Origin of the sequence: Variovorax cryoconiti, assembly GCF_051216395.1 — a bacterium.
In the GTDB taxonomy this organism is placed as follows: Bacteria; Pseudomonadota; Gammaproteobacteria; order Burkholderiales; family Burkholderiaceae_C; genus Variovorax.
The window spans coordinates 515,188-532,581 of sequence record NZ_JBPJZI010000002.1 but is presented as its reverse complement, the minus strand read 5'-3'; the positions used below and the strand labels follow the sequence as shown (position 1 = coordinate 532,581).

The 17,394-nt window shown below is 66.8% G+C and carries 19 protein-coding genes; 14 read left to right on the top strand and 5 right to left on the bottom strand.

Annotated elements, in window-relative coordinates; translation table 11 throughout:
• Positions 1 to 26 precede the first annotated feature (26 nt).
• Genes ACSFA2_RS07195 through ACSFA2_RS07175 form a run of 5 tightly spaced genes read left to right on the top strand, consistent with a single transcriptional unit; the run spans position 27 to position 3,616 of the window.
• Complete coding sequence (locus ACSFA2_RS07195; RefSeq protein WP_435454626.1) at positions 27 to 527, top strand: pyridoxamine 5'-phosphate oxidase family protein; 501 nt, start codon at positions 27 to 29, stop codon at positions 525 to 527.
• Between the two features lie 12 nt (positions 528 to 539).
• Positions 540 to 1,541 (top strand): acyl-CoA dehydrogenase family protein, encoded by a 1,002-nt coding sequence (locus tag ACSFA2_RS07190; protein WP_435454625.1) that lies wholly within the window; start codon positions 540 to 542, stop codon positions 1,539 to 1,541.
• Positions 1,529 to 2,311 (top strand): PIG-L deacetylase family protein, encoded by a 783-nt coding sequence (locus ACSFA2_RS07185; RefSeq protein WP_435454624.1) that lies wholly within the window; start codon positions 1,529 to 1,531, stop codon positions 2,309 to 2,311. The genes ACSFA2_RS07190 and ACSFA2_RS07185 overlap by 13 nt, the downstream gene beginning before the upstream one ends.
• Positions 2,295 to 2,921 (top strand): class I SAM-dependent methyltransferase, encoded by a 627-nt coding sequence (locus tag ACSFA2_RS07180; protein WP_435454623.1) that lies wholly within the window; start codon positions 2,295 to 2,297, stop codon positions 2,919 to 2,921. The genes ACSFA2_RS07185 and ACSFA2_RS07180 overlap by 17 nt, the downstream gene beginning before the upstream one ends.
• Positions 2,918 to 3,616: a glycosyltransferase family 2 protein gene (locus tag ACSFA2_RS07175; RefSeq protein ID WP_435454622.1), complete on the top strand. Its 699-nt coding sequence runs from the start codon at positions 2,918 to 2,920 to the stop codon at positions 3,614 to 3,616. Before ACSFA2_RS07180 ends, ACSFA2_RS07175 begins: the two co-directional genes overlap by 4 nt.
• A gap of 66 nt (positions 3,617 to 3,682) precedes the next feature.
• Here ACSFA2_RS07175 and ACSFA2_RS07170 read toward each other — a convergent pair whose 3' ends face one another.
• The 5 genes from ACSFA2_RS07170 to ACSFA2_RS07150 all read right to left on the bottom strand — a co-directional run bounded on the left by ACSFA2_RS07170 (position 3,683) and on the right by ACSFA2_RS07150 (position 9,753).
• Entirely contained in the window at positions 3,683 to 6,268 is a 2,586-nt protein-coding gene (locus tag ACSFA2_RS07170) for a bifunctional aconitate hydratase 2/2-methylisocitrate dehydratase (protein ID WP_435454621.1), read from the bottom strand.
• A gap of 94 nt (positions 6,269 to 6,362) precedes the next feature.
• A complete protein-coding gene (locus ACSFA2_RS07165; RefSeq protein WP_435454620.1) occupies positions 6,363 to 6,941 on the bottom strand; it encodes a hypothetical protein in 579 nt (192 codons plus the stop codon).
• A 26-nt stretch (positions 6,942 to 6,967) separates the two neighbouring features.
• A complete protein-coding gene (locus ACSFA2_RS07160) occupies positions 6,968 to 7,957 on the bottom strand; it encodes an HpcH/HpaI aldolase/citrate lyase family protein (protein ID WP_435454619.1) in 990 nt (329 codons plus the stop codon).
• A 17-nt stretch (positions 7,958 to 7,974) separates the two neighbouring features.
• Positions 7,975 to 8,748: a trans-aconitate 2-methyltransferase gene (tam, locus tag ACSFA2_RS07155; RefSeq protein WP_435454618.1), complete on the bottom strand. Its 774-nt coding sequence runs from the start codon at positions 8,746 to 8,748 to the stop codon at positions 7,975 to 7,977.
• A gap of 15 nt (positions 8,749 to 8,763) precedes the next feature.
• Entirely contained in the window at positions 8,764 to 9,753 is a 990-nt protein-coding gene (locus ACSFA2_RS07150) for a malate dehydrogenase (RefSeq protein ID WP_435454617.1), read from the bottom strand.
• A 188-nt stretch (positions 9,754 to 9,941) separates the two neighbouring features.
• On the opposite strand from ACSFA2_RS07150, the gene ACSFA2_RS07145 reads away from it, so the two are divergent.
• The 9 genes from ACSFA2_RS07145 (at position 9,942) to ACSFA2_RS07105 (ending at position 17,373) form a co-directional block, all read left to right on the top strand.
• The gene (locus ACSFA2_RS07145; RefSeq protein ID WP_435454616.1) at positions 9,942 to 10,697 is read left to right on the top strand and encodes a GntR family transcriptional regulator; all 756 of its coding nucleotides are present in this window, start codon (positions 9,942 to 9,944) and stop codon (positions 10,695 to 10,697) included.
• Positions 10,698 to 10,891: 194 nt separating this feature from the next.
• Positions 10,892 to 11,338 (top strand): succinate dehydrogenase, cytochrome b556 subunit, encoded by a 447-nt coding sequence (gene sdhC, locus ACSFA2_RS07140; protein ID WP_435454615.1) that lies wholly within the window; start codon positions 10,892 to 10,894, stop codon positions 11,336 to 11,338.
• Positions 11,339 to 11,350: 12 nt separating this feature from the next.
• The gene (sdhD, locus tag ACSFA2_RS07135; RefSeq protein ID WP_435454614.1) at positions 11,351 to 11,716 is read left to right on the top strand and encodes a succinate dehydrogenase, hydrophobic membrane anchor protein; all 366 of its coding nucleotides are present in this window, start codon (positions 11,351 to 11,353) and stop codon (positions 11,714 to 11,716) included.
• 5 nt (positions 11,717 to 11,721) lie between these two features.
• The gene (sdhA, locus tag ACSFA2_RS07130) at positions 11,722 to 13,533 is read left to right on the top strand and encodes a succinate dehydrogenase flavoprotein subunit (protein ID WP_435454613.1); all 1,812 of its coding nucleotides are present in this window, start codon (positions 11,722 to 11,724) and stop codon (positions 13,531 to 13,533) included.
• A gap of 39 nt (positions 13,534 to 13,572) precedes the next feature.
• The gene (locus ACSFA2_RS07125; protein ID WP_435454612.1) at positions 13,573 to 14,274 is read left to right on the top strand and encodes a succinate dehydrogenase iron-sulfur subunit; all 702 of its coding nucleotides are present in this window, start codon (positions 13,573 to 13,575) and stop codon (positions 14,272 to 14,274) included.
• A 19-nt stretch (positions 14,275 to 14,293) separates the two neighbouring features.
• Positions 14,294 to 14,572, top strand: a complete 279-nt coding sequence (locus tag ACSFA2_RS07120) for an FAD assembly factor SdhE (protein WP_435454611.1) — start codon at positions 14,294 to 14,296, stop codon at positions 14,570 to 14,572.
• A 55-nt stretch (positions 14,573 to 14,627) separates the two neighbouring features.
• Positions 14,628 to 15,938, top strand: coding sequence for a citrate synthase (gltA, locus tag ACSFA2_RS07115; RefSeq protein WP_435454610.1), 1,311 nt, complete (start codon positions 14,628 to 14,630; stop codon positions 15,936 to 15,938).
• 163 nt (positions 15,939 to 16,101) lie between these two features.
• The gene (locus ACSFA2_RS07110) at positions 16,102 to 16,242 is read left to right on the top strand and encodes an entericidin A/B family lipoprotein (protein ID WP_286648867.1); all 141 of its coding nucleotides are present in this window, start codon (positions 16,102 to 16,104) and stop codon (positions 16,240 to 16,242) included.
• A gap of 174 nt (positions 16,243 to 16,416) precedes the next feature.
• Complete coding sequence (locus ACSFA2_RS07105) at positions 16,417 to 17,373, top strand: LysR substrate-binding domain-containing protein (RefSeq protein WP_435454609.1); 957 nt, start codon at positions 16,417 to 16,419, stop codon at positions 17,371 to 17,373.
• Positions 17,374 to 17,394: the final 21 nt, after the last annotated feature.

Here is a 17,394-nt window from a genome sequence, read left to right as displayed (position 1 = left end):
CTCAAGCATCAAGGAAGACAAGCGCCATGACCACCTCGAACGATCATCAAAAACTCTGGGACCTGATCAAGGACACCCGCTTCGGCATGTTCGTGCACCGTCACCACGACGGCTTGCTGCACAGCCACCCGCTGACCACGCAGAACAAGGCGATCGACGAAGGCGCCACGCTCTACTTCTTCGTGCCCAAGGATGGCGAGATCGCCCGCAGCGTCGCGACCGACAACGCTGTGAACGTGGCCTACGCCAACACCGACAAGGACAGCTATGTGTCGGTGTCCGGTCGTGCGGCCCTGCTGGAGGACCAGGCCAAGAAGGAAGAACTGTTCACCGCCATGGCCAAGGCCTGGTTCCCCAAGGGCGTGACCGACCCCAACCTCGGCCTGCTCACGGTGCACATCGACAACGCCGAATTCTGGGATGTCGACGACAGCAAGATGGTGCAGATCTTCAAGATGATGAAGGCGGCTGTCACCGGCGAGCCGCCCAAGAACATGGGCGACCACAAGACGCTCAACGTGGGCTGAGCGGCGGACCCGATGCTCGCCCCTCGTCTCGACAGGCGTCTCGACGTCCTGCTGGACCGCACACGTCCCGAGCCGCCCGGCCTGGCCGACCTGGTGGCGGCAGGGCTCGATCGGCTTCCACTGCCCGGCACCGGGCGCACGCTCGAGCGCTGGCAGGCGCTCGCGGCGGTCGCCGCCTGCGATCTGTCCTTGGTCAAGCGTTTCGAGGGTCATACCGACGCGCTCGCCATCCTGGCCGAACTCGGCGGGGCAGAAGCCCCCGAGGGCAGCCGATGGGGCACCTGGTGCGCCGAGCCGCCGAGCGCACGATTGGCTTTGCGACGGCGCGGTGAGCGATGGGTGCTCGAAGGCACCAAGGCCTGGTGCTCGGGCGCGGCTGACGCGACCCACGCGCTCGTCAGTTGCTGGGACGAGGACGGCGCGCCGCGGCTGGCGGCCGTGGCGATGGCGCAACCGGGCGTCCGGGTCACGGACCAGGGTTGGCATGCCGTCGGCATGTCGGCGACCGGCAGCGTCGACGTGCAGTTCGACGGCGCCGAGGCGCTGCCGGTCGGCGAGCCGGGCGACTACGTTGCGCGGCCCGGCTTCTGGCAAGGCGGGGCGGGCATCGCGGCGTGCTGGTACGGCGGTGCATGGGGCATCGCCGAGATGACGAGAGCCCAGTGCGGTCCCCGGCCCGATGCGCATCGGCTGGCGCATCTCGGCGCGATCGATGTCGCACTGGCCGGCGCTGCCGCCGTACTGCGCGAGACCGCCGCGTGGATCGACGAGCAGCCCTCCTCGCTCGCCCACCCGTGTGCCTTGCGCGCCCGGCTGGTGACGGAAGCGGCGGCATCGGCGGTGCTCGAACACGCCGGCCGCGCACTGGGCGCCGGCCCGCTGTGCCGCGACCCGCGCTTCGCCCGCGCCATGGCCGACCTCCCCGTGTTCCTGCGCCAGAGCCATGCCGAGCGCGATCTGGCAGCGCTGGGTGAAGCGCTGCTGCCGCCTCAGGAGGCTCCGTGGGCGCTGTAGACGACAAGGCGATCGCCGGACTCGGCACGGCGGAAGATGCCTGGCTGCCCTGGCTGGCGGCACAGCGGCTGCGGTCGGCGTCTGCCGCCGACCTGCTGGCCGCGGACCGTCGGCTGGTCATGGTCGCCCCCCATCCCGACGACGAAGTGCTCGCCATCGGCGGCCTGCTCGCGCAGTGGTCTGACCTGCGGGGCGACGTGCTGATCGTGGCGGTGACCGACGGCGAAGGCAGCCATGCCGGTTCGGCGCAATGGCCGCCCCTGCGGCTGACCGCCGAACGCCCGCTGGAGAGCGCCGAAGCCTGGCGCCGGCTGGGCTTTGGCCAGGCGACGTGCGAACGGCTCGGCCTGCCGGACGGTGGCGTGGAGGCACAGCGTCATGTGCTGGTCGACCGCATGGCTGCCCTGCTGCGGCCGACCGACGTCGTGTTCACGACCTGGCGCCACGACGGCCATCCCGATCACGAGGCCACGGGACGGGCCTGCGCCGTGGCCTGTGCGCAGGTCGGCAGCACGCTCGTCGAAGTGCCCGTGTGGGCGTGGCACTGGGCCGAACCCGGCGACGCGCGCCTGCCCTGGCACCGTGCCGTCCAGCTCCCGCTCGATGCGTCCAGCGCCGCGCGCAAGCGCCATGCGGTGGGCGCCTTCACCAGCCAGCTGCGGTCGGACCCGTCCACCGGTGCCGGCCCCATCCTGCGCAGCACCACCGTGCAGCGGGCGCACCGACCCTTCGAGATCTTCTTCGCCGAGCCCCATGATGTCCCACGATGACCCGAAGCCGGCGGACCGGCGGCCCTACTTCGAATCGCTCTACGGCAGCGACGACGACCCCTACGGCCTGCGCACCCGCTGGTACGAGCAACGCAAGCGCAACGTGCTGCTTGCAGCCTTGCCACACCGGCGCTACGCCACGGCCTACGAGCCGGGCTGCGGCGCGGGTGAGCTGACGGTGGCACTCGCCGCGCGCTGCGACGCGGTGCTGGCCAGCGACTTCACCGCGGGCGCCGTCGAATCGGCCCGGCGGCGCACGGCCGGCCTCGCGAACGTCCGCGTCGCCTCGCACAACCTGCCGGACGACTGGCCCCACGACGAAGCGCCGTTCGACCTGATCGTGGTGTGCGAACTCGGTTATTTTCTCGATGCGCCGGCCATGTGCACGCTGGCCGAGCACTGCGCCGCATCGTTGACACCCGACGGCGTCCTGGTCGCCTGCGACTGGCGGCCCGACTTCGACGAACGCGCCCTCGCGACCGATGCGGTGCACGGCGCCTTCGCCAACACCGGGCTGGCGCGCACCGTGCGTCATGCCGAGGACGATTTCCTGCTGGAGCTGTGGTGCCGTGACGCGCGTTCGGTGGCACAGCGGGAGGGCATCCGGTGATCGGCGTCGTCGTGCCCGCGCATGACGAGGAAGCCGTGATCGGCGACACCGTCGCCGCCCTTCTCGTCGCGGCGGCCCACCCCGCGCTGCAGGGTGAGGCGGTCGAAGTGCTCGTAGTGCTCGACAGCTGCAGCGATGCGACCGGCCCCATCGCCCGCTTCGCTGGCGCACGCACCTTGGCCGTCGACGCCCGCAATGTGGGCCGGGCGCGGGCGGCGGGTGCCGACCGACTGCTGGGTGAAGGGGCGCGCTGGCTCGCTTTCACCGACGCCGACACCCGCGTCTCGCCGGAGTGGCTGATGCGCCAGCTCGAGATCGATGCCGACGTCGTGTGTGGCTCGATTGGCGTGGACGACTGGAGCGTGCATGGCCACTACGCCGACTCGCTGCGCGCCCACTTCGCACGCACCTACACCGACGCCGATGGACATCGGCACGTGCACGGTGCGAACCTCGGCGTTGCTGCCGAGGCCTATGTGCGCGCTGGCGGCTTTCCTGCGCTGGCCTGCAGCGAAGACGTGGCCCTGGTCGAGGCGCTGAAAGAAACGGGCGCCCGCATCGCCTGGAGCGCTGCGCCGCGCGTGTCGACCAGTGCACGCCACGATGCCCGAGCGCGCGGCGGCTTCGGCGACACGCTGCTGGCGGTGATCGCGGCCGGCTTGGCCATCACCAGCGCGCCGCAGCTGGCCGAGTAAGGGCGCGAGGGGCCCATGCAAAAGGCCCACCGAGGTGGGCCTTTCGTTCATCCGCACAGGGCGTGATCAGGCAGCGACGCCAGCCGCCACGTCCCGGTACTCGTCGAGCTTGTCGAAGTTGAGGTACTGGTAGATCTGCGCGCTGGACGCATCCAGCACGCCGACGCTCGCCATGTACTCTTCCTTGGTCGGGATGCGGCCCAGGCGCGAGCAGATCGCAGCCAGCTCGGCGCTGCCGAGGTACACGAAGGTGTTCTTGCCCAGGCGGTTGGGGAAGTTGCGGGTCGAGGTCGACATCACCGTCGCGCCTTCGCGCACCTGCGCCTGGTTGCCCATGCACAGCGAGCAGCCCGGCATTTCGGTGCGCGCACCGGCATTGCCGAACACGCCATAGTGGCCTTCTTCGGTGAGCTGGTGCGCGTCCATCTTGGTCGGCGGCGCAATCCACAGCTTGACCGGGATGTCGCGCTTGCCTTCGAGCAGCTTCGACGCCGCGCGGAAGTGGCCGATGTTGGTCATGCACGAGCCAATGAACACCTCGTCGATCTTGGCGCCGGCCACGTCGGAGAGCGTCTTCACGTCGTCCGGGTCGTTCGGGCAGGCCACGATCGGTTCGTGGATGTCGGCCAGGTCGATCTCGATGACGGCCGCGTAGTCGGCGTCGTCGTCGCCCTTGAGCAGTTGCGGGTCCTTGAGCCAGGCTTCCTGCGCGGCAATGCGGCGAGCCAGCGTGCGACCGTCGGCATAGCCCTCGGCGATCATCCAGCGCATCAGCGTGATGTTGCTGTTGATGTACTCGATGATCGGCTCCTTGTTCAGGTGCACCGTGCAGCCGGCAGCCGAGCGTTCGGCCGAAGCGTCGCTCAGTTCGAAGGCTTGTTCCACCTTGAGGTCGGGCAGGCCTTCGATTTCCAGGATGCGGCCGGAGAAGACGTTGACCTTGCCCTGCTTGGCGACCGTCAGCAGGCCCGACTTGATCGCGTACAGCGGGATCGCGTTGACCAGGTCGCGCAGCGTGACGCCGGGCTGCATCTTGCCCTTGAAGCGCACCAGCACCGATTCGGGCATGTCCAGCGGCATCACGCCGGTGGCCGCCGCGAAGGCCACCAGGCCGGAACCGGCCGGGAAGCTGATGCCGATCGGGAAGCGCGTGTGGCTGTCGCCGCCGGTGCCGACGGTGTCGGGTGTCAGCAGGCGATTGAGCCAGCTGTGGATCACGCCGTCGCCCGGACGCAGCGAGACGCCGCCACGGGTGGCCATGAAGTCCGGCAGCTCGTGGTGCATCTTGACGTCGACCTTCTTCGGGTACGCCGCCGTGTGGCAGAACGACTGCATGACGAGGTCGGCCGAGAAGCCCAGGCAGGCCAGGTCTTTCAGTTCGTCGCGCGTCATCGGGCCGGTGGTGTCTTGCGAGCCGACCGAGGTCATCTTCGGTTCGCAGTAGGTGCCCGGGCGCACGCCGGTGCCTTCCGGCAGACCGCAGGCGCGGCCGACCATCTTCTGGGCGAGCGAGAAGCCCTTCTTGGTGTCGACCGGGCTGGTCGGCAGGCGGAACAGCGTCGACACCGGCAGGCCCAGCGCCTCGCGCGCCTTGGTGGTGAGGCCGCGGCCGATGATCAGCGGGATGCGGCCACCGGCGCGCACTTCGTCGAACAGCACGTCGCTCTTCACGGTGAACTCGGCAATGACCTTGCCGTCCTTGAGCGCCTTGCCGTCATAGGGGCGCAGTTCGACCACGTCGCCCATGTCCATCTGGCTCACGTCCAGCTCGATCGGCAGCGCGCCCGAGTCTTCCATCGTGTTGTAGAAGATCGGCGCGATCTTGCCGCCCAGGCAGACGCCGCCGAAGCGCTTGTTCGGCACGAACGGGATGTCTTCGCCGGTGAACCACAGCACGGAGTTGGTCGCGCTCTTGCGCGACGAGCCGGTGCCGACCACGTCGCCGGCATAGGCCACCAGGTGGCCGCGGGCACGCAGGTCTTCGATGAACTTCACCGGGCCGCGCTTGCCATCTTCTTCCGGCACGATGCCGGGACGCGCGTTCTTGTGCATCGCCAGGGCGTGCATCGGGATGTCGGGACGCGTGGTGGCGTCGGGCGCGGGCGACAGGTCGTCGGTGTTGATTTCGCCAGCCACCTTGAAGATGCTGACGGTGATGCTTTGCGGCACTTCGGGCCGGCTGGTGAACCACTCTGCATCGGCCCAGCTTTGCAGCACGGCGCGGGCGTTGGCGTTGCCCGCGTCGGCCTTTTCCTTGACGTCGTGGAACTGGTCGAACATCAGGAGCGTCTTCTTCAAGCCTTCGGCCGCGACGGCGCCGACCTCGGCGTCGTCGAGCAGGTCGATCATCGGGCTGATGTTGTAGCCGCCGAGCATGGTGCCGAGCAGCTCCGTGGCGCGGGCGCGCGACAGCAGCAAGTTCTTTTCGGTGCCATGCGCCACCGCCGCCAGATAGCTGGCCTTGACCTTGGCCGCGTCGTCGACGCCAGCGGGCACACGGTACGTGAGCAGGTTCAGAAGGAACTCCCCGTCTTTCAACGTGGCGTTCTTCAGCAGCTCGATCACTTCGCCGGTTTGCTTGGCGGTGAGGGGCAACGGTGGAATGCCGAGCGCGGCGCGCTCAGCGACATGGTCAACGTAGGCTTGCAACATCTTTTTTCTCCGGAAACTGGGACAACTGCGGCTCGCGCTCACGCCCAAGCAAGAGCCGCGCCGCGCAAGCGGCTCTTGGGGACGCCGTGCCTGCTTACTTCTTCGGGACGTCGGCGCCCTCGAACAGGCTCTTGGGTGGGTTCTTCTTCATTTCTTCGGCAAAAGCCACTTGGGCCGGCGCCATGCACTCGTCGGCCAGGCGCAGGCCCTGCTTCTGGTTCATCAGCATCGACTTGTTGGCGATCTGCAGCCACATCGCGCCGGCCCGCGGGTCCTCGAGGCGGATGGCGCCGGTGCGACTTTCGACCGGGTGCATGCGGTACTTGGCGCCCTTGGTCGATACGGTGAAGAAGCCGGCTTTCTTGTCGTCGGCGGTGATGGTCACGTCGGCGCCCAGTTCGCACTGGATCTTGCCGGTGTACACGCGCTGGGCGACAGCCAGGTCGGCCTCGTTCAGCGTGATGTCGGTGCTGGTGTCGATGGGCGTGACTTCTTCGACGGCCTTGGCGGCGCGGGGCGTCACCTGGCGCTTCTTGGCGGCGGTCGTGGTGGGCTTGGCGGCGGCCTTGGCAGCCGGCTTCGCCGGCGTGTTGGTCTGTGAAGCGGTCTGTGCGTTGACAGCCAGGGGCAGCGCCAGCGCTGCGGCGGCGATCAGTGCGAGGGTCTTGTTCATGGGGTGATTTCCTTGGGGGATGAAGGTCAGTGTTTCGGAGCGTTGAACCAGGCCTGCGCCTCGGCGGGCAGCGGACGGCCTGTGGCATGGGCGCGCTCGAGCACCTGCCAGAAATGACGGTAGCTCGCGCGGTCGTGGAGCGTCCCGTCGATGCTGACAGGGGCCCAATTCTGGCGTACGGCGGCATCGACGATGCGGGTGGCCAGGTCGATCTGGCCTTCGTCGGGCGCGAAGGCCTCGAGGATCGGACGGATCTGGCTCGGGTGGATGCTCCACATGCGGGTGTAGCCGAACGCGTCGGCCGCCCGCTTCGCCGCGGCCCGCAGGGCCAGGACGTTGCTGAACTCGGTCACGACGCAGTGCGAAGGCACCTTGCCGTGGGCGTGGGCGGCCGAGGCGATGGCGAGCTTGGCGCGCACCACGAGGGGGTGGGTGAACTGGCCGAGCGCGCCCATGCCGTCGGCTGGAATGGCGCCGGCATGGGCCGACACGAAGTCCATCAGCCCGAAGCTGAGCGACTGCACGCGCGGATGGGCGGCGATGTCGAAGGCCCGGTGCACGGCCAGCGGCGACTCGATGAGCACGTGCAGCGGCAGATCGCCCGCGCCGGCGGCGTCGAGCGCGGCTGCGGCCTTGGCGACGTCGGCGACGGATTCGACCTTGGGCACCATCAGGTGGCTCAGTCGCTGGCCGGCGCGGCCGGCGATGGTGGCCATGTCGGCCTCGAAGGCCGCGTGGTCGACCGGGTGCACGCGCACGCCGACGCGCAGGCCGGTGGCCGCGCCGAGCGCCAGCTCGGTCACCAGCTGCGCATGCTCGGCTTCGCCGCCCACAGGAGCGCCGTCTTCGCAATCCAGGGTCACGTCGAACACGCAGGCGCCGAACTCCTCGGCCATCTCGGCCTGGAGCACGAGGCTCTTCTTCATGCGCGCCTCGACGCCGCTGTAGTGGTCGCACACCGGCAGCACGATGGCGCCGGCCTGCGCGCCGAGCAGCACGTCGCGCGGGTGGGTCATGGGGGTTGGCGACGCGCTCATGCCTTGCAAGCCACGATGAACATGCGCGGGAAGGCCAGCAGCAGCTTCCCGTCCGCGCGCGGCGGATAGGCCTGTGCGATCCGACGTTCGTAGGTCGCGAGATAGCTCGCCTTCAGCGCGGCGTCGAGCGGGTCGACGAAGGGCTTGAGCCCGGTGCTGCTCACCCATTCGACGATGCCCCCCGCCGACGCCATCGGGTGCTGGTAGATGGTGTGCCAGACGTCGACGTGGGCGGCGTCGCGCGCCAGCAGATCGTAGTAGCCGCCGATGCCAAGCAGTTCGGTGCGCAGCTTGTCGGCGTCGCCGATCGGTGCCTTCCACGGCGCCTCGGACGCGACTTCGCGCATCAGACGGTGCGTGGGTTCGGCCCGGTTGTCGGGCATCTGGATGGCGAGCACGCCACCGGGGGCCAGGGCGGCGAACAGGCGCGGGACCAGCGTGTCGTGGTCGGGCACCCATTGCAACGCGGCATTGGCATAGATGAGATCGGGAGCGACATCGGGCGTCCAGCGGCCGATGTCGCCGAATTCGAACCGGGCCTGCGGCAGCCGCTTGCGCGCGCTGACCAGCATGGCCTCGGAGTTGTCGATGCCCAGCACGTCCGCTTGCGGGAAGCGGCGTGCCAGCAGCTCGGTGGAATTGCCCGGCCCGCAGCCGAGGTCGACCACCCGGGCTGCCTCCGCCAGCGGAACGCGCGCCAGCAGCTCGGCGGCCGGACGCGTGCGCTCATCCTCGTAGCGGGTGTAGAGCGCGGGGTTCCAATCGAGCATCGACGTGGGCTGTGCTTACTTGACCAGGTGGGCGACGCCGGCCTGCTCGTCGGTCAGTTCCTTGAGCGTCTTGTCGATGCGTTCCTGGCTGAAGGCGTCGATTTCGAGGCCGTCGACGACCTTGTACTCGCCGTTCTCACAGGTGACCGGGAAGCCGAACATGACGTCCTTCGGAATGCCGTACTGGCCGTCCGACGGAATGCCCATCGTGACCCACTTGCCGTTGGTGCCCAGGGCCCAGTCGCGCATGTGGTCGATGGCGGCGTTGGCAGCGGATGCAGCCGACGACGAACCGCGTGCTTCGATGATGGCCGCACCGCGCTTGCCGACGGTCGGCAGGAAGGTGTTGGCATTCCATTCCTGGTCGTTGATCATCTTGGCGACGCTTTCGCCACCGATGGTCGCGAAGCGGTAGTCGGCGTACATCGTGGGCGAGTGGTTGCCCCAGACGGTGAGCTTCTCGATGTCGGCCACGGCCTTGCCGGTCTTGGCAGCGATCTGGCTGGCAGCGCGGTTGTGGTCCAGGCGCAGCATGGCGGTGAAGTTCTTGCGCGGCAGGTCGGGCGCGCTCTTCATGGCGATGTAGGCGTTGGTGTTGGCGGGGTTGCCGACCACCAGCACCTTGACGTTGCGGCTGGCCACGGCGTTGAGCGCAGCGCCCTGCGCCGTGAAGATGGCACCGTTGACGGCCAGCAGTTCGGCGCGTTCCATGCCCGGGCCGCGCGGACGCGAGCCGACCAGCAGCGCGTAGTCAGCATCCTTGAAGGCGGTCATCGGGTCGCCATGGGCTTCCATGCCGACCAGCAGCGGGAAGGCGCAGTCGTCGAGTTCCATCATCACGCCCTTGAGCGCCTTTTGCGGGCCTTCGACAGGCACTTCGAGCAGTTGCAGGATGACCGGCTGGTCCTTGCCGAGCATTTCGCCGGAAGCGATGCGGAACAACAGGGCGTAACCGATTTGGCCGGCGGCGCCGGTGACGGCAACGCGAACAGGCTTTTTGCTCATGGGAAAGACTCCAGAAGGTGGTGAAAACGGTGTCGGCCAGCACAGCGGCTGCCCAGGTGTCCGCGGCGGGCGGACCCGTGTGGCGGAACAGCCTCGCATTTTATGCCGATTCGCGGTTTTCGGCGCACATGTCTTATGTCTTATATAAGATACAGCCCGTCTGCGCGCCGCGAGGTGAGCGAACCGCCATGAACACGCCCACCTTCCCCGACCCCGCCACGCCGTCCTTCAGTCCGCTGTACCAGCAGATCAAGGCGCTGATCCTGCAGAGCCTGCAGGCGGGCGAATGGAAGCCCGGCGAGCCGATCCCGAGCGAAATGGAGCTGGCTGCGCGCTTTCGCGTGAGCCAGGGCACGGTGCGAAAGGCCATCGACGAACTCGCTGCAGAAAACCTTGTGCTGCGGCGCCAGGGCAAGGGCACCTTCGTCGCGACCCATGCCGAGCAGCAGGTGCAGTACCGCTTCCTGAAACTGGTGCCCGACAGCGGCGACACCGCCACCGAAGGCCCGGCCGAGCGGACCATCGTCGACTGCAAGCGGCTGCGCGCCTCCGCCGACGTGGCGCGCGCACTGGCGCTTCGCACCGGCGACGCGGTGCTGCAGGTGCGCCGCGTGCTGGCGTACGCCGGCGTCCCGACCATCCTCGAAGATCTCTGGCTGCCCGGCACGCCGTTCAAGGGCCTCACCGCCGAACGCCTGCGCGCGTCGCGCGGCCCGATGTACGCGATGTTCGAAGCCGAATTCGGCGTGCGCCTGGTGCGCGCCGAGGAAAAGATCCGTGCCGTGCTGCCCGATGCCGAACAGGCCCTGCTGCTCGATGTCGCCACCGGCACGCCGCTGCTGAGCGTCGAGCGCGTCGCGCACACCTACAACAACACCCCGATGGAGCTTCGGCGCGGCCTCTACCGCACCGACACCCACCACTACCGCAACGATCTGGGCTGATGCACCGCCGACACCACGCACCGGCAGGGAGCACCCTGCCCGCCAACAACGCATCGGACGCGGCAGCGTCCGACCATTCCAGTGCGGTGACGCGGTGGCGTCCGCTGCCCGATGGTGCATTGCAATAGAATTTTGCGTTGTTTGCATTTCCGACGAAGACAAGCAGCCACCCCCGAAAAGCAACGAAAGCCCCCATGACCGAGCTTGCCAAAACACCCCGTCCGCCGAGACGCGAGTTCCGCAACATCAATGCCTTCACAGATCTCACCACCTACCGCCTTCCGCCCGCCGGCATCGTCTCGATCCTGCACCGCGTCAGCGGCGTCGTGATGTTCCTGTTGCTGCCGTTCATCATCTGGATGTTCGACACCTCCGTCTCCTCCGAGATCTCCTTCGCGCGCTTCAAAGCCGCCTTCAACAGTGGCCTGGGCTTCGTGCCGGGCTGGTTCCTGAAACTGGTCGCACTGGCCTTGATCTGGGCCTACCTGCACCACTTCATCGCCGGCCTGCGCCACCTGTGGATGGACGTGAGCCATGCCGCCGTGAACAAGGAGTTCGGCAAGAGCTCCGCCATCGCCACGCTCGCCCTGAGCATCCTGCTGACCGTCGTCCTCGGCGCGAAGCTTTTCGGCCTGTACTGAGAAGGAGCCGACATGTCTGTGAATTACGGCGCCAAGCGCATCGTCGTCGGCGCACATTACGGTCTGCGCGACTGGCTCAGCCAGCGCATCACCGGCGGCCTGATGGCCCTCTTCACCATCCTGGTGCTGGCGCAGTTGCTCTTCGCGCGCGGCCCGATCGGCTACGACACCTGGTCCGGCATCTTTTCAGCCCAATGGATGAAGGTTCTCACCTTCGTGGTGATCGCTTCGATCCTCTACCACGTATGGGTGGGCATGCGCGATGTCTGGATGGACTACGTCCAGCCGGTCGGCATCCGCCTCGCTTGCCAAATTTTCACGATCGTCTGGCTTGTGGGTTGCGCGGGTTGGGCCATTCAAGTGCTCTGGAGACTCTGAACAAGATGACTGCCTATACCAAAGACCAAATCACCAAGCGCAAGTTCGATGTCGTCATCGTCGGCGCTGGCGGCTCGGGCATGCGTGCCTCGCTGCAACTGGCGCGCGCCGGCCTCAACGTGGCCGTGCTCTCCAAGGTGTTCCCGACCCGCTCGCACACCGTCGCCGCGCAAGGCGGCGTGGGCGCGTCGCTCGGCAACATGAGCGAGGACAACTGGCACTACCACTTCTACGACACGATCAAGGGCTCCGACTGGCTCGGCGACCAGGACGCCATCGAGTTCATGTGCCGTGAAGCCCCGAAGGTGGTGTACGAGCTCGAACACTTCGGCATGCCCTTCGACCGCAACCCGGACGGCACGATCTACCAGCGCCCGTTCGGCGGCCACACGGCCAACTACGGCGAAAAGCCGGTGCAGCGCGCCTGCGCCGCCGCCGACCGCACCGGCCACGCGATGCTGCACACGCTCTACCAGAAGAACGTCGAAGCCCGCACTCAGTTCTTCGTCGAATGGATGGCGCTGGACCTGATCCGTGACGCCGAAGGCGACGTGGTCGGCGTGACCGCACTGGAGATGGAAACCGGCGACCTGCACATCCTGCAGGCCAAGACCGTGCTGCTGGCCACCGGCGGTGCCGGCCGGATCTTCCAGGCCTCGACCAACGCCTTCATCAACACCGGCGACGGCCTGGGCATGGCCGCGCGTTCGGGCATCCCGTTGCAGGACATGGAGTTCTGGCAGTTCCACCCGACCGGCGTGGCCGGGGCCGGCGTGCTGCTGACCGAAGGCTGCCGCGGCGAAGGCGCCATCCTGCTCAACAGCAACGGCGAACGCTTCATGGAACGCTATGCGCCCACCATGAAGGACCTGGCACCGCGCGACTTCGTGTCGCGCTCGATGGACCAGGAAATCAAGGAAGGTCGCGGCTGTGGTCCCAACAAGGACTACATCCACATGAAGCTCGACCACCTGGGCGCCGAGACGATCCACAAGCGCCTGCCGTCGGTCTACGAGATCGGCATCAACTTCGCGAACGTCGACGTCACGAAGGAACCGATCCCGGTCGTGCCGACCATCCACTACCAGATGGGCGGCATCCCGACCAACATCAACGGCCAGGTCGTGCTGCAGGACGCGGACAACCAGAGCGTGGCGGTCAACGGTCTCTACGCCGTGGGCGAATGCTCCTGCGTGAGCGTGCACGGCGCCAACCGCCTGGGCACCAACTCGCTGCTCGACCTGCTGGTCTTCGGCCGCGCCGCGGGCAACCACATCGTCCAGTTCAACGACAAGCTGAAAGAGCACAAGCCGCTGCCGGCCGATGCGGCCGACCGCACGCTGGAGCGCCTGAACCAGCTCGAGGCCTCGACCAGCGGCGAATACGCGCAGGACGTGGCCAACGAGATCCGCACCGTCATGCAGCAGCACGCGGCGGTGTTCCGCAAGCAGGCGTCCATGAACGAAGGCGTGGGCAAGATCGCCCAGGTGCGTGAACGCGTCAAGGCGATCACGCTCAAGGACAAGTCGCGGGTGTTCAACACCGCGCGCATCGAGGCGCTGGAAGTCGACAACCTGATCGAAGTGGCCCAGGCCACGATGATCTCCGCGGCCGCCCGCACCGAATGCCGCGGCGCCCACACGGTGGAAGACTACGAGCGCCCCGCCGACGACCCGGTCGCACCGCTGGGCCGCGACGACAAGAACTGGATGAAGCACACGCTCTGGTACAGCGAAGACAACCGCCTGGCCTACAAGCCTGTGCGTCTGAAGCCCCTGACCGTCGACAGCGTGCCGCCCAAGGTCCGCACGTTCTAACGCTCCCAGCTCATAAAAAGCACTCACAAGGTCACCACGATGAAGCGCACATTCCAGATCTATCGCTACGACCCGGACAAGGACGCGAAGCCGTACATGCAGACCATCGAGATCGAACTCGACGGCCACGAACGCATGCTGCTCGACGCCCTCATGAAGCTCAAGGCACAAGACCCGACGCTGTCGTTCCGCCGCTCCTGCCGCGAAGGCGTCTGCGGTTCCGACGCGATGAACATCAACGGCAAGAACGGTCTGGCCTGCCTGACCAACATGAACACGCTCAAGGGCACCGTCGTGCTCAAGCCGCTGCCCGGCCTGCCGGTGATCCGCGACCTGATCGTCGACATGACGCAGTTCTTCAAGCAGTACAACTCGATCAAGCCGTACCTGCAGAACGACAACATCCCGCCCGAGAAAGAACGCCTGCAGAGCCCCGAAGAGCGCGAAGAGCTCGACGGCCTCTACGAGTGCATCCTGTGCGCGAGTTGCTCGACGAGCTGCCCGAGCTTCTGGTGGAACCCCGACAAGTTCGTCGGCCCGGCCGGCTTGCTGCAGGCCTACCGCTTCATCGCCGACAGCCGCGACGAAGCCACCGCCGAGCGCCTGGACAACCTTGAAGACCCGTACCGCCTGTTCCGCTGCCACACGATCATGAACTGCGTGGACGTGTGCCCGAAGAACCTGAATCCGACGAAGGCCATCGGCAAGATCAAGGAACTGATGGTGCGTCGCGCCATCTGAACCGGGAAGAATCAGCCTCATGCACGCCGCCGCCGACCTCGACCAGCCGCTGGACGTTCGCGCGCTCAGCAAGCTGAAATGGCGCACGCGTCGCGGCCTGCTGGAAAACGACCTTTTCATCGCACGCTTCTTCGAGCAGCACGAAAGCCGCTTGACCGTGCGCCAGGCCAAGGCGATGGAGACATTGATGGATCTGTCGGATCACGATCTGCTCGACCTCCTTTTGCAGCGAAAGGAGCCTGAGCCCGCATGGGCCGGGGCGGACGTGGTCGATCTGCTGCGGCTGATGCGCGTCTGACGGCGCGCCTGTTCAAGTCTTCCCGAACATCAATCTCAAGAGAAAGAAAGTCGAAATGAAAGCCTCCGACACCAAAGCCACCCTGTCCTTCAGCAACGGCGGGGACAACGTCGATCTGCCGGTCTACAAGGGCACGATGGGCCCCGACGTGATCGACATCCGCAAGCTGTACGCACAGACCGGCATGTTCACGTACGACCCGGGCTTCATGTCGACGGCGTCGTGCCAGTCGGCCATCACGTACATCGACGGCGACAAGGGCGAATTGCTCTACCGCGGCTACCCGATCGAGCAACTCGCCACCAACTGCGACTTTCTCGAGACCTGCCACTTGCTGCTGTACGGAGAACTGCCGGACGCCGGCAAGAAGCAGGACTTCACCAAGCTCGTGAGCAACCACACGATGGTCAACGAGCAGATGCAGTTCTTCCTGCGCGGCTTCCGCCGCGACGCGCACCCGATGGCCATCATGACCGGCCTGGTCGGCGCCCTGTCGGCCTTCTATCACGACAGCACGGACATCAACAACCCGAAACACCGCGAGATCGCCGCGATCCGCCTGATCGCGAAGATGCCGACGCTGGTGGCCATGGCGTACAAGTACACGATCGGTCAGCCGTACATGTACCCGCGCAACGACCTGAGCTACGCGGGCAACTTCCTGCACATGATGTTCGCCACGCCGTGCGAAGAGTACAAGGTGAGCCCGGTGCTCGAGCGCGCGCTCGACCGCATCTTCACCCTGCACGCCGACCACGAACAGAACGCATCGACCTCGACCGTGCGCCTGTGCGGTTCATCGGGCACCAACCCCTTCGCAGCGATCGCCGCCGGCGTGGCCTGCCTCTGGGGCCCGGCCCACGGCGGCGCCAACGAAGCGGCGCTCAACATGCTCTACGACATCCAGAAGGCGGGCGGCGTCGAGAAGATCGGCGAGTTCATCAAGCAGGTGAAGGACAAGAACTCCAACGTCAAGCTGATGGGCTTCGGTCACCGCGTGTACAAGAACTACGACCCGCGCGCCAAGCTGATGCAGGAAACCTGCAAGGAAGTGCTGAGCGAACTGGGCCTGGAAAACGACCCGCTTTTCAAGCTGGCCATGGCCCTCGAGAAGATCGCCCTGGAGGACGAGTATTTCGTGTCGCGCAAGCTTTACCCGAACGTCGACTTCTACTCGGGCATCGTGCAGCGCGCCATCGGCATCCCGGTGCCGCTGTTCACGGCTGTGTTCGCACTGGCCCGCACGGTGGGCTGGATCGCCCAATTGAACGAGATGATCGGCGACCCGGAATACAAGATCGGCCGCCCGCGCCAGTTGTTCGAAGGTTTCACCCCGCGCGACGTGAAGCCCATCGCCCAGCGTTGATGCGCTGTCGAAGGCCACGCCGGCCTTCGCGCTCGAAAGCTGCCTGCGGGCAGCTTTTTTGCGTCTTGGCTGACAGAAGCGGATGGGCGGCTTCGATAACTTCATTGCCAGAGGGTGATTCCACGCTCAATACCGTCAACAAACCGCTTGAAGGAGTTCTGTCATGAAAAAACTTACCGCAATGATCGCCGTCGTCTTCGCATTCGGCGTGCCGCTGGCCGGCTGCAACACCGTCAAGGGCGCAGGTCAGGACATCCAGAAGGGTGGCGAAAAGATGGAAGACGCGGCCAAGAAGCGCCAGTAATCGGTCGATCGTTCCGATCGCAGCACAAAGCGGGCCTTGCGCCCGCTTTTTTCATGGCAGCGCCCGTCGCGACGCGCCTCATCGCGACCCGGCAGCCAAGTCATCTCGGATCACGATGGCACGAGCAGGCACTCTCAGGGAGAATACGCACCCCACCTCTTCTCACACGATGCCGTGACCGCGTCCGAACGGACCTTCGCCCGCCGAATCGACCTGACCTCGCTCCAGCTCTACGTGGCGGTGTGCGAGCTGGGCAGCATCGGGCGCGCGGCGGAGCGGGAATTCATCGCGGCATCGGCCATCAGCAAGCGGCTGTCCGACCTCGAGGCCACGTTGGGCACGCCGCTCTTGTACCGCCATGCGCGCGGTGTCGACCTCACGCCCGCCGGCGAGAGCCTGCTGCACCACGCCCGTTCGGTGCTCTACAGCCTCGAGAAGATGCAGGGCGAATTGAGCGAGTACGCCGACGGTGTGCGCGGCCACGTGCGGGTGCACGCCAACATCTCGGCCATTGTGCAGTTCCTGCCGGAAGATTTGGGCGCCTTCCGCCGCGACCATGAAGCCATCAAGATCGACCTCGAGGAGCACCTGAGCACCGAGGTGCTCCGCGCGGTGCACGAAGGCGCGGCCGACCTCGGCATCTGCCACGCCGGCGACGGTGGCAGCGACCTGCAGAGCCTGCCCTACCGGCACGACCGGCTGGTGCTCATCGTGCCGGCCGACCATGCATTGGCAAGCCGCAACGCCCTCGCCTTCGCGGATTCACTGGACTACGACCACGTCGGCCTGCACACGAACAGCTCGATCTACGTGGCCACGCGGCAGGCCGCGCTGGACGCGGGCCGCAGCATCAAGCTGCGCATCCACGTGACAGGCCTCGACGCGATGTGCCGGATGATCGAGAACGGCCTGGGCATCGGCGTGATGCCCGGCCACGCCTTCGCGCTGATGCACGGCGGCATCGGCCAGCGGCTGGTCCGTGTCGAACTGACCGACGCCTGGGCGCGCCGCGAGATCCGACTCGTCGCGCGCGATTTCTCGACGCTGCCGGTGGCCGCGCGTGCGCTGGTGGCACACCTGCAGGCGTCCGGCGCCGCCTCCGAACAAGAAACGCTCGGGCTCGCTGCCTGAGCACGAACCCTCACCCTCCCC